Here is a 12,914-nt window from a genome sequence, read left to right as displayed (position 1 = left end):
TGCGTACTTGCTTCAAAAAGAGCAACCTGCCGAATTCTGAAATGGGAGGTGCACTGAGAAATGCGGACCAAGGAGTATACGTAGAGTCTTTTTTCGGAACCTATCAGGGAACAAAAACGAAACCAGCGGTGTCAATTGGTAGAGCTGCCGGAGCATGACGGCTCAGGCGTCGGGGCAACGGCCAGTATCTATTTTGAGCGGCAACCAGATGACGTTGTTGAATAATTGGAAACAGTTTGATTAGCGGTTCTGTGATTTCTTGGCGACGAACGCGTTGAAGTGGTTTTCCTGGCTAAGGATCTATGTCCGATCTCCATTCGACCTCTTCCAATATTTACTGGGAACTAAGTTCTTCCGGCAATTCAAGAACGGCCCTTGCTTCCCTGACACGATCTCACCCTCTACCTGCGGTGAGAATCCCAGGATAACCTCCGATGAGAAAACTCTTAAAACGCGCGCTCTTTTGGGGCGGTGGAGCCCTGATCCTGGCCTTGGTAGTGGCAACATCGCTCCAGTGGTTGCTTTCGCATCTCGCATTGTTGCGGAACCGGCCGCCTGGGGAGATGGTGGTTGTGGATGGGCGTCAGGTGCACCTGCTCTGTCAGGGGCAAGGGAGCCCTGCCGTCATTCTTGAGTCGGCGATTCCCGGCACCTCTCTCGGGTGGACCTCGGTGATGGGTGACATCGCCTCGTTCGCGAGGGTGTGCGCGTATGACAGGGCCGGATACGGATGGAGCGAGGCCGGACCGGAACCCCGTACCATCAGCAACATCGCCGGAGAGCTCAGGGACCTGCTCCGTACCGCTGGTGTGGACCCGCCGTACGTTCTGGCCGGCCACTCCTTCGGCGGCCTGGTCGTGCAATTCCATGCCAGCCGGTTCCCGGACGAAGTGGCCGGAATGGTGCTGGTCGACTCATCGCACCCCAACCTGGCCCGTCGCCCAGGGAGCCTGGATCGGATGGGTCGTGTCGCCTTTAGACTGAAGCTTCTGGCACCGCTTGGCATTGCTCGTTTCATAATCGATGTGCCGAGCGGCAACCCGGAATCCCGTCCCGGCTCAGTGCGGGCGATGGAGAAGGAAGTACTGGCGACGACACGATCGTTTCGGGCCATGGCGTCGGAGTTGGAGGGCCTGCGGGAAAGCCTGAACCAGGCTGCCGAGGATCGCCCGAGACTCGGGCGAAAGCCGCTTGTTGTGCTTACGGAGGGACGGCGCAGAATGGAATTCTGGCATGCGATGCAGGAAGAGTTTACGGAACTGTCCGACAACAGCGAGTGGCAGGTCGTCGATGGAGCCGGTCATTTCATCCACCAGGACGAACCCGACATGGTGGTGGATGCGGTTCGCCGCGTCGTGGAATCCGCTCGGGGGCAAGCAGGGAACGTTGTTGAATAATTTGGATTGGCGGTTCTGTAATACCTGGGCGATAGGATTGTTTGAGTGATGTTCCGGTTGGAATTCCACCGGTAGTGGCGGGTTCACGTGCACACGGCCTGGTCAGGTATCAGACTCACCGCCCTCAGGGCCATAGAACAGTACCCAAACCGCGAAATCGGAAGAGAAATCTTCAAATCGATGCAGTTGACCGGCGGCTACGAACAGAAAGGAGCCGGGCTCGACCGCGTGTCGCTGTTCGCCGTCGAAGAAGACTCCCCTCCCCCGAGCCACCAGGTACACTTCGTCGCGAAGATGCGGCTCTTGCAGATCCCGGCCCTCGGGCTGGTATATCTCCACCTCGAGCGACCCATGGGAGAAGATGGGAACGGCCAGATTGCCGGCAGGAGGGGGGCCCTTTGATACCGCCTCCTCGAAACTCACGTGTGCGGCTCGCGTCGATTGATTCATGGCACCCTCGATCATTGACCCGTCCTCACGAATGGTACCACCCTCTAAGTCAGGCCAACCAGGGGACGTTGTTGAATTAGTGGAATAAGGTGAATTCGCGGTTATCTTGATCCCTTGGCGATGATGGTGCTCGAGTGGCTCGCCAAGTGATGGGTCTGTGTCCGTTCTCCACCCGTTCAGTGTGAGCAAGGTTTTTTCCGGCCATGCAACATCCTCTCCTTTTTCTACAACCTCCCCTGCTTCCTCTTCTTTCCGGTCCCACGGACTTCCGAAAACCTCCCGTTATGTTAAGCAGGCAAAACTCAGGACTCACGGGTATACTGGATATAGATAACCCACACCCTACCCGACAAAGCTGACGGAATCCGGAGGTGCCTGATGGGAATCTTTCCCAACGGTAATGCTTGCAGAGGGAGGCTGATGCTGTTCCTCGGAGCCTTGGTCATTCTTTGGTGGCATCAACCGGGCTTCGCCCAGTCTCAGGACATCGAGCAACTGCGCAAGGCTGCGGAGGGGGGAGATGCTGTGATTCAATTCAGCCTCGGCCAGATGTACTCCTTTGGGCGTGGAGTGCCTCAGGACAGCGAAGAGGCCGTGAAGTGGTATCGCCGGGCCGCCGAGCAGGGGCATTCCAGGGCTCAATTCAGGCTGGGCGAGATGTACGCTCACGGTGCGGGGGTAAAGTGGAACTACGAGGAGGCGGCGAAATGGTATCGCAGAGCTGCCGAGGCCGGAGATGTTGGTGGCATCCACAAGCTGGGTCTCATGTACGAATCGGGTCAGGGCGTACCCAAGAATGAACGGGAGGCGGAGAAGTGGTACCGGAAGGCGGCGAGCTGGTACCAGAAGGTTGCCGAGCAAGGAGAGGTTGGAGCGCAACACATGCTTGGTTCCATGTACTGGACAGGCAAGGGAGTGCCTCAGGATCACAATGAAGCGCTGAAGTGGATCCGGATCTCTGCCGAGCAGGGTACCGCCATAGCTCAGTTGAAACTGAGCCGCATGTACGCCGACGGTTTGGCTGTACCCCAGGACCACAACCAGGCGGTGAAGTGGCTTCTGGCGGCCGCCGAGCAGAACCTGGCTGCGGCTCAGGTCAGCCTTGCCCAACTCTACGCCAATGGGCAAGGCACGCCGCAGGATCACGTGAAAGCCTACGGCTGGCTGCTTCTTGCTACCACGCATTGCGGCTTTCATGGCAGGAAAGCTGACCGGATCATGGACACGCTCGCAGAGCAGATGACCGCCGAGGAACTGTCGGAAGCCGAGGAACTGGCCGCCGAGCTCAAGGAACGAATCCAGGCCTCACATTCTCAGTAGCCGCCCCCGATACTTCCGATAGAGATCCGTTGCGAAAGGAAGGTGATCGATGAAACCCACCACTCCCGCTTTGGCCTTGGCCTTGGTCCTGGCCGTCGCTCAAAGCTCACCCGCGCAGATAGAGGACATCGAGGAAACGTGGGCCGCCGCTGTTGCCGGAGACTCCGAAGCGCAATACAACCTAGCCGTGCTCGCCCGTTATGGCCCCGAGGATCGGCGAGCAGAGCTGCGAAAAAAACCCCGCCGGGGCCGAAGTTGGTTGCGGGTGGCTGCCGAAGCCGGCAATCCCGACGCCCAACTGGCCCTTGGACGCACCTACGAACACGGCGAGTACACTCTCGCCAACCACAGCGAGGCCGTGAAGTGGTACACCCTGGCGGCCGAGCAAGGGAACCCGCTGGCCCAGTGGCGCCTTGGACTTTTCCATTTCGCAGGGTACGGGGAAGTACCCAAGCACTACAGGAAGGCCCGGTACTGGCTGGAACTCTCTGCCCGCCAAGGGTTTGCCCAGGCTCAAGGCCGCCTGGGCTGGATGTTCTACACCGGCGAGGCCGGCGAAAAAGACCTGGTGAAAGCGTACGCCTGGATGAGTCTGGGTGCCTACGGTGGAGACCAGCGAACCTTTGGGTACAAGGAAAGAGTCAAAGCCGAGATGACCGGCAAAGAACTTGAACAGGCCCTAATACTGGCCGCCCGGCTTTGGCAGGACACCAAACGCCCCGATTTTCGCTGAAGGGGAACAACGAGGAGATGTTGTTTGGGTCTAATTTCGGCCAGCAGAGCCTAACGCCTACAGCTTCAATGCCCGGGTCGTAGCAACCAAGACACAACGATTTGATGCCAATTGCAATGTTAATTCTAATGGCAACAGGGATAGTCGTCGGTAGTGTGCTCGGCGCACGGACGCGTAGCAGAAACATGACGAGAGGGCAGCTTCTACGCTTAGCGCTCCGCAATGCTGCGATTATTTACCCGATCCTTTTTGTGTGGGACGCGTGCTTGACGGCGTATCACGAAAGTGAAGGCTGGGTTGCCGATTGGTTTTCGCACCTTTTCTGTTGATGTATGGAAGGCGTCCCTGGCTGTTGGTTTATCCAATCCGAAGCTGTGCAGAAGCAAGCAGGAACCCCAGTCCCTTCTCGCACTGACCCGCCGGCCAGAACTCAATATCTCGGTCTGCCCAGCCCCTCAACCTATTTTCTCTCAAAGGGCAAAGCGCATCTTATCGTCGGGGTGTGTCTTGTTGGGTCGAGGGCGAAAGACCCCAGTTCCTTTGGAAGGAGCGAAGGTAAGGGAACGTTATTGAACAAAAAGATGGGCTAGCGCGCTAAGCGGAATTTACGGCCTCCGCGAGAAACCCTTGGCACACCGAAACCCGATATTGGGACTCCGCTCCCGCGGTCGCGCGAAACTTCGATAGGCGCAAGTCAAGTACTTCGCCGCATCCGCCCACGACCCCCCACGCAGCACGCGGTACATTCCCTCAGCCGGGCCGCCTGGATTCTTCTGGGGAGACCGCTCGTAGTAGAGCCGCTCATAGCGGTCGGAGCACCACTCCCACACATTACCCGCCATGTCGCACAGTCCGAACGTATTCTTCGGCAACCGGCAGACGGCGCGTGTGCCGTCGAGCACATTGAAGTGTGCCTGCCGGCCCTTGGCCGGCTCCTCGTTCCCCCAGGGAAACTTCACCCCTTCGCCCAACCCACGCGCCGCCCGCTCCCATTCGGCCTCCGTGGGAAGGCGTTTCCCCAGGGACTCGCAGTAGGACGCCGCCTCATGCCAATTCACGTTCACAACCGGATGTTTCTCCTCGCCCTCCGCGATCTCGCCGTCCACCCAATGGAACGGTGGTTGCCGCCCTGTCGCCTCGAGAAACCGCCCATAGGCCTCGTTGGTCACCTCATGCTCATCGAGGTAGAACGGCCCGACCTGGATCTTCTTCGTTGGCCGATCGTCCTTGAGCAGTGTCGACCGCCGTTTCATGTCATCATCCGGAAGCGAATGGGACCGCCCCCGCAGAAACTCTCCGCCGGGGACATAGACCATCCCCGAATCGGCGGCGCCAAGAGGCATCACCGCGACCACGACCAGTAAACAGGACAACCAAAGAATGTGGCGCTTACGCCAAGGCGGGCCGAACCGGCTTTCGTGCCGGTCCTTGTTGCAGGGAGCAACAACAACTGAAGGTTGGGGGGAACGAAGCTGATCTACGCAGGAGCTAACCGTAGATTTCCGAAATCTCGTCCGTCGGGATGTAGCCGTTCGCACCCAGCGGATCAACATAGACATAGGGACGTCCCGAAGGCGTGTTGCGGATCTCCTTGGACCAGTCAATCCCCAGGGCCGAGTAGATGGTCGCCAGAACGTTCTCGTTGCGTGGCTGTTCCTTGTGAGCCCAACCCGTCTCCGCGCAGGTCGCGCCATCCGCATCCGACGCACCGTGCCGCACGCCACCCCTCACACCCGCGCCCGCGAACAGCGCCGGGTAGACCGGGTTGTGATGGTCACGCCCGTGCATGTTGTTGAGCGGGCCCGGTGTCCGACCGAACTCGCTCATATTGACGACCAGGGTCTCGTCGAGCAGGGTCATCTCTGAATTGGTCTTCGACCGAATCCTGGCAAGATCCTCGAGCAAGGCCGAGAACGCCTGATCGTACTGGGCGCAGAGAATGTAGTGATTCGAGTCTTTGGAACGATCCCAAATGTGGGTGTGGTGGTCCCAGCCGGAGTGGCAGATGTGGATGTAGTGGGTTCCGGCATCCTGCGCCAACACGTTCCGCGCCAGGATCGAAGAGACTCCGGCCTGGTGGGTTCCGTAGCGCTCCTTGTCTTCTTCGGTGATGCGAAAGGCCGCCGGCCAGCGCTCATCCGACAGCAGGCCATAGGCTGCGTCGTAGAAGTCGTCGTAGCCCAGCATTTTCCGCCCGAGACCGGAAAGCCGCTTGTGCCTGACATCGCGCAACTTGCTCAAGAGCGCCCAACGCTGTTCCAGCAGTTCCACCACCTTCCGATCGAGCGAGGGTGAATCCGTCACCGCCTCGGTATTGATGTCAACCACCGAGAATCGCGCCGGAAGGAATCCTGTTGACAGGGCCCCGGCTGAACCCTTCTCCAGGTTGAACGACAGGTAAGTGGGGAAGGTGTCGGTCGGACGCCGCCGCTCTTCCAGCTCGGCCGCGATCACCGAGCCAATGGCGGGAATCTCGCGCGCAAAGGCCAGGTTCATCTGCCGGCCGGTCTGCAGGTAGTACTGCGCCCGGAAGTGAACCTCTTCATGGCTCTGCATCGATCGCACCACGGCAAGTTTATCCATGTGCTTCGACATCTTCGGCAGCAGGAGCTGCGACATATGCAGGTCCGGGGCCAACTGCGTGGTCGCGAGGTCCTTGGCCGTCCCCGCGCTTTCCTTGAAATCGTATGAGTCGACGTGGCTGATCGCGCCCGACATCTCATAGAAGAGAACGTTCCGAGCCGTTCCGCGGGGCTGTACCCTGGCGCCGGATGGCCTGGCGGATACCTGCAGCGGCCACACCCCGTCGATCGAGGCGCCAAGAAGACCGAGTCCGCCCAGCCGCAGCAAATCGCGTCGCGTTCTCAGCAGATCTCCTACTTTCCTGGGCTCCTTCATCAGAACACCTCCCTGACACAAGCTGGTGCGACCTCCGCCAACCCGGGGGCACGGCATAGCGTGCCCGTTTCCCCGCTAGTAATTGAAGAAGAACTCCACGCTATTGATCAGCGCCCACTGCAGGTTTTCCGCTCCGCTGACCCGGTCCGTGTTCAAGGCCGCCAGAGCAACCGTTTTCTCCTCGCTCGACGGTGGACGCGAAAGCGTCCCCAGGAACATCTCGTCGACCACCCGATCGTTGTCGTAGCTGTCGAGCAGCTTCTTCAGGCGGCTGTCTTCCTTGGCGATGACCCGATCCGTCACCACCGGCGACTGCATCAGGGCCAACGGATGCAGCAGCGAACCGGGAACCTCCCGAGGCGGCGTATTGCGGTCCGACTGGCCGAACGTCCGCAGGAACGTGCGCACATCGCGGGCGCCCGGAGGCCCGGCCAGCTTCAATGTCAGCCCCACCTTGTTATCCCCAAACTTGAAGTCCCCGGGGCGGTCGGTAGCCAGGGCAATCGCGTCGTGCAGCTCCTCGGCACCCAGCCGCCGCACGAACTTGCGTGCGAAGTACGGCGCGTACGAATCACTCCATTCACCCTGGAACCGTGCCGACAACCGGTAGGCGCTCGACCTGGTGATCGTTCGCATCAACTCCTTGATGCTGTAGTTGCTCTCGCGAAAACTCCGGGCCAACTCTTCCAGCAACTCGGGGTGCGACGGCTGCAACTCCCAGCCTTCGGGCAGGTTGTCCGGGTCCTGTCGCAGCAAATCGAACTCGTCGAACGGCTCGACGATCCCGAAGCCCATCAACTTGGCCCAGAAGCGGTTCACCGTGCCGCGAGCGAACTGAGGGTGCGCGGTCAATATCCGTCCCAGCGCCTCGCGCGGTTCCTCGCCGGGCTGCGGCTCTTCGCCGCTCAGCAGGAACACCGGATTATCCGGCCCGCCCAGCCGTGCGACGCGAACCATGCTCTCGCCCTCGGTATCGTAGCCGGGACTGCCGTCATCCAGTAGAAACTCCCCCGACTGCGGCTGGCCGTTCTCGAAATACATCTGATACCGCGAACGGCCCAGGAAAGCAGCCAGTTGGAAGAACTCCGCCCGACTCTTGGTGCTCAGCCAGACGTTCACCTCCTCGAGGTGTCCTTGCCCGTCGTGGCATGAAATGCAGGACAGGTTCAGTCCCATGAAGATCTTGGCGTAGTGAATCGCCAGCTCATCGTGGGTATCGAGCTGATGCACCATGCCGAGGTCGTCACCGTCCTTGGGCTGCGGCGCCCCCTGGATGTGCTCCCGCGCGATCACGTTCGAGGCAGCCACCACGTGGTTGCTCTTGGCCGATGCCGAGATGATGTCGTAGGCAACCTGGTCGTAGGGCCTGTCGGCGCGCAGGTTCTGCTTCATCCAGAAGTGGAAGAGGTGTTGACCGCGTCCCATCTTGCCGTTGGCGCGAAACAGGTCCATGAAGTGGTAGGCCCACTTCTCCACGTACTCTTCGCCGTCGAGCAACCGGTCGATCAGCGTGTCTCGTTTGTCTGGATCCTTGTCCGCCAGGAAGGCACGCACTTCCGTCCGAGTCGGGATGCGCCCTGTCAAGTCGAGCGTGACGCGCCGCAGGAACTCGATGTCCGACGCCGGCCGCGCATGCGGCACGCCATCGCGCTCCATCTTTCCGAAGATGTGATCGTCAATGAAGTTCCGCCGCTTTACGGTGCCCGGCTGCGAGCCCGGTTCGGACCCGAGCAGCCGATCCGTCAACTCCGCCGCTTCGTTCGACTTGGGACGGTCGAACAAGGAACCATGCGCCTCGGAAAACTTCTCCGGGCTTAGGGCCTCGGGACGAGCCTCGCGCGGCTTGCCTTGTTCCTGCGCCGACAGCATCGAAGCTGTCAGCAGCACCCATGCAAGTATATTTCCGACCTGCTTCATAAGAGGCTTCTAAGGTAAGGGCAGTTAAACACATCGTACGCCCGCCCCGTCAGAGTGTCAATTTGAATATAGGATCGGCCAAAGACGTTTCAAGACCGGTTTCCAGCCCGCATTCCTCTCCAGGAGGAGGTCGCGTGGTTGACAACCCAATTTATCGTAGTAACATAAATTATGCAGATTGAGTTCGATGCGGCAAAGCGCGCGGCCACGCTTAAGGCGAGCGGGCTGGACATGGCTCGGGCTGGAGAGGTGTTCTCCGGCGCGACGCTGACCGTTGAGGATGACCGACGAGATTATGGCGAGGACCGACTTATCACCGTCGGTTTTCTCGATGCCTCTATGGTCGTTGTCGTCTGGACTCGCCGCAAAGTCGGAGCCCGGATCATCAGCATGAGGAAGGCAAACGATCGAGAGCAAAGACTCTATGGCGAAAGATTTTGACTCGGATACCGCACCCGACCTGTCGAGGGATGGCTGGCCGGAGAAGTTTGCCAAGGTGGCTGTTCGGCGGGGTCGCCCGCCGGTTGCCAAGCCGAAAGTATCGACCACCATCCGGCTGTCACAGGATGTGATCGATCACTTCCGTGCAGGAGGTAAGGGCTGGCAGACACGGATCGACGAGGCGCTTCGCGAGTGGATCGGGAGTAGGTAAAGCTACTGAAGATTTGCCGGCTTTCGTCCTGCTTCCAGCGTCCGGATGTTATTTTCGGGCTGAGCCCCATTACCTGAAGAGATCCCGCTCCGGCGTCCGAATCAGCGAACGAGCCGAGCCCTCGGCTGCCGGATAGGTCAGTCCACGGACGATGGCCACCGGGATGCCGCGGGTCTTCCCCATGACCGGCTCGGCTGCCCCGGCCAGCTCGTCGGCCCAGGCCATGGCGGTGGCCTCCAGCGGACGACCGGCACTGTCGAGCCCGCCCCGGTAGTCCATCAGAGGGAGCAGGCCGGCCACCCCGATGGCGACGTTCACCAGCCCTTCGCGCCAGGGCCGGCCGAAGGTGTCGGAAACGATCACGGCCAGGCGGGTCCCAAAGCTCTTCTCCAGGCAGCTCCGAAGGCGGCGGGCCGAGGCGTCGGGATCCTCCGGCAGGAGGGTGACCTCGCCGGCAGCCGTGTTGGACTGGTCCACTCCGGCGTTGGCGCAAACGAACCCGTGATGGGTCTCCACGATCAGCCGACCCTGGTCCATCCTGACGATACGGCGGGACTGGCCGAGGATGATCTCGACCAGGGCCGGGTCCTTGTCCAGCTCGCCCGCCCAGCTGCGAGCCAGGCGGGAAGGATTGACCGACTCCAGGCGAATCGTTCTCCCCTCATCCTTGGAGACGACTTTCTGGGTGACCACAAAGATATCTCCTTCCAGCACTTCCAGGGAGGCGCCCCGAACGGCCCCGCAGATGAGCCCGCCCAGTTCGCTCCCCTGCCGGACTTCCGGCAAACCGGGAATGCCGATGACCCTGTACTCAGGAACCTGCATGGGTGCCTCGATTCAGATCCGCCAACCTCTCTCCCACTCCCAGGTTGTGCAGAAGGGCCTGGGTGGCGGTTCCCTCTCCCAACCCGCGGAATCGCAGCAGGTCTGAGGCCAGGTCGAGATCCAGGGCCAACCTCGGCATCTTCCTGACCAGCACCCCGACCCCCCGGAGGCGCGCTTCCCGCAGGTGTTTTTGCAGGCTGTCGGCGCCGAACCTGGAGGGGAACATCAAGGGCGGCGAGCGCAGCAAGGCGTTGGTTCCCAGCCCATCGTGGGAGGGCACCAGCACGGCCTCGGGTCCTCGGGTGGCTGGATCGATGAGGGCATCCAGGTCCCGGGCTTGCACCAGGGGAACGTCCACCGGCAGCCGGAGCACCGCTTCGGCCCCCTGCGCTTCCAGCTTCCTCGAAGCCCAGTCCACGGAACGGCTCTCGGAAACCTGCCCGGTTTCCCGAAACACCTCCCAACCGTTGCCAACCGCATAGGTTGCCACTTCCGGGTCGCGGGCCACCACCACTACACGATCGGCCAGACGGCACCCGCGGACGGCCGCGCAGACGTCTTCCAGCATGGCCCAGACCAGTTGAGTCCGCTCCCCGGGAGAGAGCAGCCCGGCCAGGCGTTGCTTGGATCGCTCCGGATCCTTGACGGGAAGAAGGACGACCTTCACCACGGCCCCATGACTGCTTGTGCCAGGGCCACCTTGTCGGCCAGGCCGGCCATGACGGTGTTGGTGACCTTGACTTGCATTCCCAGGCCCTCGATATCTTTCTTCAGGGCCTTGTCCCGAGTGTCGATCACGAACTGATCGACAACCCCCTGCAGCATGCGGGCAACGCCCAGGGCCGAGGCCGGATGACCCAGCTCCTTCAGCATCTTGGCCGCGGGTCCCTTCAGTGCCCTGCCCCCCACCAGCGGGCTGACCGCGGTGACCGGCAGACCGGAGTCCCGCAGGAGTTCCTTCATGCCGGGAACCGCCAGGATGGGTCCAATGCTGATCAGGGGATTGCTGGGAGCAATCACAACCCGGCTGGCCCCGGCCACCCGTTCCGGGAGTCCCGGGGACATCCGACTCTGCTCCACCTGCCGGTAGCTCACCTGGAGCACCCGGGGACGGCACTGTTCCCGCACCAGGTATTCCTGCAGGTGGAGATCTCCCTGGTCGGTCAGGACCCGAGTGGGCGTGTAGGACTCGGTCATCGGCAGGAGCAGGCTGCGCAACCCCCAGGTGCGGCCGATTCTGGCCGTGACCTCTGCCAGGCCCAACCCCTGCTCCAGCAGGTGGGTCCGCCAGAGATGGGTGGCCAGGTCCCGGTCCCCCAACTGAAACCAGCTCGGAGCACCATAGGCCTGCAGCCACTCCAGGCAGTGGAAGTCATCCCCGGCGACGCCCCAGCCGCTGGAGGAATTCACCTTTCCCGTGAGGGTGTAGGTGATGGTGTCCAGGTCGGGGCAGATCCGGAGCCCGCACACCTTGAAGTCGTCCCCGGTGTTGCCGATTATAGTGATCTGCTCGGGCGGGATGACCCGGTTGAGCCCCACCAGGAACTTCGAGGCTCCCACGCCGCCGGCCAGCACCACCACGCCTTGGGTACTCACCCTGTCCCCCGTCCAGTCGACGCCTGATCGACACCACTTCCCGGTTCCCCGGCCTGCGCACCAGTCTAGTGTCCTGTAACAGAAACAAGGTTACCATCTCCGATGGAGGTTCCACCGGGGAACGGTCGGTAGGAGAGGACCGTTGCGGTTAAGCCAAAAGGCACCGTTGGGCTCAATCGTCCCGGAACCTCCATCGGCCCTCCGGGTTCGGGCGCAACGGCACCGTCTTCGTCGTCGCTCCTCCTCGCAATGAATGGCATTCCCTCGTCGTCGCTCCTAGAATCCGGCGCCGTTGCGCTCCGAAAGATGGCAACCCTATTTCTGTTACAGAACACTAGCGGGATTGTCCGACGGGGTCAGTCTCGGTAACCCGGGCCGACACAGCCGGGCGTCGTGCGGTGTTGAGGTTGGCGGGGTTGCAGGTTAGAGACCGACCACGCGAAACCGGGAATGGTGCACCCGGTGGCGCTTGTTGATTTGAATCGCCAGCAGCGTCATGCGCTCCAGGGTTGCGGCCTGCCTCAGCGGACCCACGTCCAGCGGCGACAGCCCTTCGATCCCGGAGGCAATCCGGATGATCCGCCCCCGAGCCTCGGGGGAATCTCCGCAGACAAAGACGTGACAATCGAGCCGTTGGCTCAGATCTTCCAGAAGGTGGGCCGGAATGGTCTTGAAGGCTCCCACCAGGGGAATACCCTCCGGCAGGACCCCGGCCAGGTGCTCGCTGGCGGAAGGCTCGGGCAATTCCCTCAGTTGCAGGCGCTTCTCCCGAAACTGCAGGGGAACGGTCACGTCTACGACGATCTGTCCCTGTCGGAAACGGCCGCGACAACTGGCCAGCAGGTCGGCGGCGTGCTCGAACGGCGCCGCGATGAAAACGGTCTCGCAGGTTTCGACGACCCTTGAATTCTCCAAGCCGGAGACGTCGGCTGCCGAGCCGCCCTCCTCCTTCAAACGAAGCCGCAGCTCCTCGGCCTTCAGGGCCGCCTGATCCGGTTTGCGGGAACCGATGATCACCGGGTATCCCGCCTGACTCAGGCGCAACGCCAAGCCCCTGCCCTCGGGCCCGGTCCCGCCCAGAATGCCGATCCGCATTCAGGCCTCCGCGGAGCCTCCAACGGCCCGT

Annotated in this window: 13 protein-coding genes; 5 read left to right on the top strand and 8 right to left on the bottom strand. The window is 61.5% G+C overall.

Annotation, left to right across the window (positions count from 1 at the left end):
• The first annotated feature begins 434 nt into the window (after positions 1-434).
• Positions 435-1,397: an alpha/beta hydrolase gene (locus OXI69_06370; GenBank protein MDE2665757.1), complete on the top strand. Its 963-nt coding sequence runs from the start codon at positions 435-437 to the stop codon at positions 1,395-1,397.
• 102 nt (positions 1,398-1,499) lie between these two features.
• Here the strand turns inward: OXI69_06370 and OXI69_06365 are convergent, their stop codons facing one another.
• Positions 1,500-1,847 carry a cupin domain-containing protein gene (locus OXI69_06365; GenBank protein ID MDE2665756.1) on the bottom strand — a complete coding sequence of 116 codons (348 nt, stop codon included), beginning with the start codon at positions 1,845-1,847 and terminating at the stop codon, positions 1,500-1,502.
• A gap of 420 nt (positions 1,848-2,267) precedes the next feature.
• On the opposite strand from OXI69_06365, the gene OXI69_06360 reads away from it, so the two are divergent.
• Both OXI69_06360 and OXI69_06355 read left to right on the top strand, forming a co-directional pair.
• Positions 2,268-3,167: a tetratricopeptide repeat protein gene (locus OXI69_06360; protein MDE2665755.1), complete on the top strand. Its 900-nt coding sequence runs from the start codon at positions 2,268-2,270 to the stop codon at positions 3,165-3,167.
• A 49-nt stretch (positions 3,168-3,216) separates the two neighbouring features.
• Positions 3,217-3,900 carry a tetratricopeptide repeat protein gene (locus OXI69_06355; GenBank protein MDE2665754.1) on the top strand — a complete coding sequence of 228 codons (684 nt, stop codon included), beginning with the start codon at positions 3,217-3,219 and terminating at the stop codon, positions 3,898-3,900.
• Positions 3,901-4,505: 605 nt separating this feature from the next.
• On the opposite strand, the gene OXI69_06350 is transcribed toward OXI69_06355, so the two are convergent.
• From OXI69_06350 to OXI69_06340, 3 genes are all read right to left on the bottom strand, one after another.
• A complete protein-coding gene (locus tag OXI69_06350) occupies positions 4,506-5,216 on the bottom strand; it encodes an SUMF1/EgtB/PvdO family nonheme iron enzyme (protein ID MDE2665753.1) in 711 nt (236 codons plus the stop codon).
• Between the two features lie 172 nt (positions 5,217-5,388).
• Positions 5,389-6,798 carry a DUF1501 domain-containing protein gene (locus OXI69_06345; GenBank protein ID MDE2665752.1) on the bottom strand — a complete coding sequence of 470 codons (1,410 nt, stop codon included), beginning with the start codon at positions 6,796-6,798 and terminating at the stop codon, positions 5,389-5,391.
• A 75-nt stretch (positions 6,799-6,873) separates the two neighbouring features.
• Complete coding sequence (locus tag OXI69_06340; protein ID MDE2665751.1) at positions 6,874-8,715, bottom strand: DUF1549 domain-containing protein; 1,842 nt, start codon at positions 8,713-8,715, stop codon at positions 6,874-6,876.
• 171 nt (positions 8,716-8,886) lie between these two features.
• On the opposite strand from OXI69_06340, the gene OXI69_06335 reads away from it, so the two are divergent.
• Both OXI69_06335 and OXI69_06330 read left to right on the top strand, forming a co-directional pair.
• A complete protein-coding gene (locus tag OXI69_06335; protein ID MDE2665750.1) occupies positions 8,887-9,156 on the top strand; it encodes a BrnT family toxin in 270 nt (89 codons plus the stop codon).
• On the top strand, positions 9,140-9,367 hold the full coding sequence (locus tag OXI69_06330; GenBank protein MDE2665749.1) for a BrnA antitoxin family protein: 228 nt from the start codon (positions 9,140-9,142) through the stop codon (positions 9,365-9,367). The genes OXI69_06335 and OXI69_06330 overlap by 17 nt, the downstream gene beginning before the upstream one ends.
• 69 nt (positions 9,368-9,436) lie before the next feature.
• Here the strand turns inward: OXI69_06330 and cofE are convergent, their stop codons facing one another.
• The 4 genes from cofE to npdG form a co-directional block, all read right to left on the bottom strand.
• A complete protein-coding gene (gene cofE, locus OXI69_06325; protein MDE2665748.1) occupies positions 9,437-10,192 on the bottom strand; it encodes a coenzyme F420-0:L-glutamate ligase in 756 nt (251 codons plus the stop codon).
• Entirely contained in the window at positions 10,179-10,862 is a 684-nt protein-coding gene (gene cofC, locus OXI69_06320; GenBank protein ID MDE2665747.1) for a 2-phospho-L-lactate guanylyltransferase, read from the bottom strand. Before cofC ends, cofE begins: the two co-directional genes overlap by 14 nt.
• Positions 10,856-11,788, bottom strand: coding sequence for a 2-phospho-L-lactate transferase (gene cofD, locus OXI69_06315; GenBank protein ID MDE2665746.1), 933 nt, complete (start codon positions 11,786-11,788; stop codon positions 10,856-10,858). The genes cofC and cofD overlap by 7 nt, the downstream gene beginning before the upstream one ends.
• 423 nt (positions 11,789-12,211) lie before the next feature.
• On the bottom strand, positions 12,212-12,883 hold the full coding sequence (gene npdG / locus OXI69_06310) for an NADPH-dependent F420 reductase (protein MDE2665745.1): 672 nt from the start codon (positions 12,881-12,883) through the stop codon (positions 12,212-12,214).
• Positions 12,884-12,914: the final 31 nt, after the last annotated feature.

The sequence above is a fragment of the Acidobacteriota bacterium genome (genome assembly GCA_028875575.1).
In the GTDB taxonomy this organism is placed as follows: Bacteria; Acidobacteriota; Terriglobia; order Versatilivoradales; family Versatilivoraceae; genus Versatilivorator.
Note: the sequence above shows the minus strand (reverse complement) of the source record. Positions and strands in the feature narration are given on the sequence as shown.